The organism is Providencia sp. PROV261, from assembly GCF_028477945.1.
GTDB classification, from domain to species: Bacteria; Pseudomonadota; Gammaproteobacteria; order Enterobacterales; family Enterobacteriaceae; genus Providencia; species Providencia stuartii.
Genome location: NZ_JAMPMC010000090.1, coordinates 1 through 2321, shown reverse-complemented (window position 1 = coordinate 2321; position 2321 = coordinate 1). Strand labels below are relative to the sequence as shown.

General features: G+C 35.9%; 4 protein-coding genes and 1 pseudogene. All 5 read left to right on the top strand.

What is annotated here, in order from left to right; genetic code table 11:
- Positions 1 to 59: 59 nt before the first annotated feature.
- Positions 60 to 527 carry a hypothetical protein gene (locus PR675_RS20720; protein WP_060561247.1) on the top strand — a complete coding sequence of 156 codons (468 nt, stop codon included), beginning with the start codon at positions 60 to 62 and terminating at the stop codon, positions 525 to 527.
- Between the two features lie 5 nt (positions 528 to 532).
- Positions 533 to 901, top strand: coding sequence for a hypothetical protein (locus tag PR675_RS20715; RefSeq protein WP_060561248.1), 369 nt, complete (start codon positions 533 to 535; stop codon positions 899 to 901).
- Positions 886 to 1215 (top strand): hypothetical protein, encoded by a 330-nt coding sequence (locus tag PR675_RS20710; protein WP_060561249.1) that lies wholly within the window; start codon positions 886 to 888, stop codon positions 1213 to 1215. The genes PR675_RS20715 and PR675_RS20710 overlap by 16 nt, the downstream gene beginning before the upstream one ends.
- Before the next feature lie 238 nt (positions 1216 to 1453).
- The gene (locus PR675_RS20705) at positions 1454 to 1882 is read left to right on the top strand and encodes a hypothetical protein (RefSeq protein ID WP_060561250.1); all 429 of its coding nucleotides are present in this window, start codon (positions 1454 to 1456) and stop codon (positions 1880 to 1882) included.
- 205 nt (positions 1883 to 2087) lie between these two features.
- Positions 2088 to 2321: pseudogene (locus PR675_RS20700) on the top strand (hypothetical protein); the annotation flags it as partial.

Here is a 2321-nt window from a genome sequence, read left to right as displayed (position 1 = left end):
AGAATGTGAAAAACGTTTTACGGATGAACCTGTTAGTGATCCGATAGACGCTCAACCGTGTGAACAAAATACCAAAGATTGTTTTTTTAAGTCAAGAGCAAGCGGATATTGATTATTACAATCAAAATATCGCCAGCCCATTTGATGAGGACTGGGAAGAGTACCCTGAAAATGAAGACGGCACAGTTTCCAAAGAGAGAATTCCTATTGGCGTCGATTATTATTCATTGTTGGAATATGTATCAACAATAAGTCAATCTCCTAGCATCCCTAATAAAATGAAAGAATTAGCGGAAGAAATTATGGGCCATAATCGTTTTTTTGAGACGTTAAGAGAGCGACTTGGTACCTCCGAGGCTTTTATAGGTTTCATGTTGGCCTTTGTTTCTCAACATGAGCGCCCAAAAGGAAGTGAGTTTCACTACAAAGGGAAATCTTACAAGTTCGGACGTCACCACTATAAAGTTGAATTTTTTTGGAACGGTCATTTGAACCTTATACTAGTAAGGCTTATACAAATCCAGTAGGAAGTGTGCATGATATCCAGCAAATGGCAACTCCCTCTAACGTACAAATGACAGCGGTCAATGATCTCCAAAAAGTGATTGCCGTATCTCTGAGATACACGGTAGTCGATGCTTGGATTGATAAGTGGACAGTAGATGAAAAAGGGCACAAAAAGCGAGAGGCAACTCGGGGTGATAGCCTTACGGTGAAAACCTACACTGAGTTAGCCGATGAACTGATTGAATATATTGCCTCAGATATAGATATCCAAAATAAAGCGGATGAAAATGGCGAGAAATTTGCACAAGGGGTGATGATCGCTGTCGATATCGCGTTGTTATTTACTGGGGTTGGCGCCGCAATCCGATTAGGGGAAAAGTGGCTTACCGTGTAGCAGGCGAAGTCGCTAATGTGGTTTTGATGGGCAATCAAACGATTGAAGATATGACGGCCTTTTTGGGATATAACGAAAACCAAGGATATAACGTGCTGTTAAATTCAATGAAATACCTTGATAGCCAAACTGGGAATACTAAAGCGTTTGAAGCCAGTTACCACGCCGCCAATATGTTTATTTTATTTGGAAAAAATGTCAAAACCAAAGCCTTAACCGGTGTCACCAGTGCCTCTGGTGGTGCAAGTATTGTTTACCTTGATAATTTTACAGTACAAGAGTCTACAGAGTTACCTGAATCGATTCGTAAATAAGGATGAAATAAAGATATGGCATATGGAATTAGTACGACGAATCAAAAAAAACCAAAGGATTAAAAGCGCGTGATATTACTCAAACCCACGCAAAGCTACAAACATTTGAGCGGCATTTGGATGATGTTAAGGTGACACTGTTTGGACCCATAGTTGACGGTAGTTATTAGGTGATTTACATCGAGTTCTTTCAGAGCAAAAATTATATGATGACATTGCAGCACAGAAATTAGCGCATTTGGTCGGATATATTGGTGAGAATTATGAGGTTAAAGCAGCAAAGGATGGTAGCTTACTCAGTGGAGTTTTTTATAGAACTAAAAATACAGGTAAAATTGAAAAAGCGGTTCCAGTTAATCAGCTATCAATAAAAGGAAATATAGGGGAAGAGTTAAATCCGTTATATGGAAAAAATATTGATACGAGTCACGTATTTAGTTTACAAAAAAAGAATGGTCATGGAATTGATTTAATTTGTAAAATCGACTCACCTCCACCTCATTGGATCACGATTGAAACGAAAACAGTTATGAGAGAAAAATTTGATGATTCTGGGACATTAATTGGAGGAAGCCTCAGTGAAGCTCAAAAAGAGCCCATTAAAAAATTAAGCAAACACATGAAAAATGCTGAAAATAAATTTTACAAAAAAATGATTACAATATAACCGATGCGGACTTAGATAATATTCGTAATATTCGTAATATTCGTAATATTCGTAATATTCGTAATATTCGTAATATTCGTTCTACTATGCGTGCTAATATTGACAATATAAGGGGCATCAAAATAACAGTTGGAATAGATGAGATGTTTTCTGTTGGTAAAACCTCTCGATTTGATAACATATTTCTTATGGAGATAATAAAATAATGAATAGAATGGAATTAATAAATAAATATATAGAAACTGAATTGAAAGATATAGAAGTTAGTACTATAGATTTGAAAAAAAAGATAGATAATAGGTTTTATAAAGATATAGAAATAGATATCACAAAAAAAGCTGTTGATAGATATATAAATTACCTTGTTGCTCTTGATTCTGCAATGGGAATTACTGGAGAACTTTATATGAAAGAAGTCTACTCAAATGAGGATGAAAAA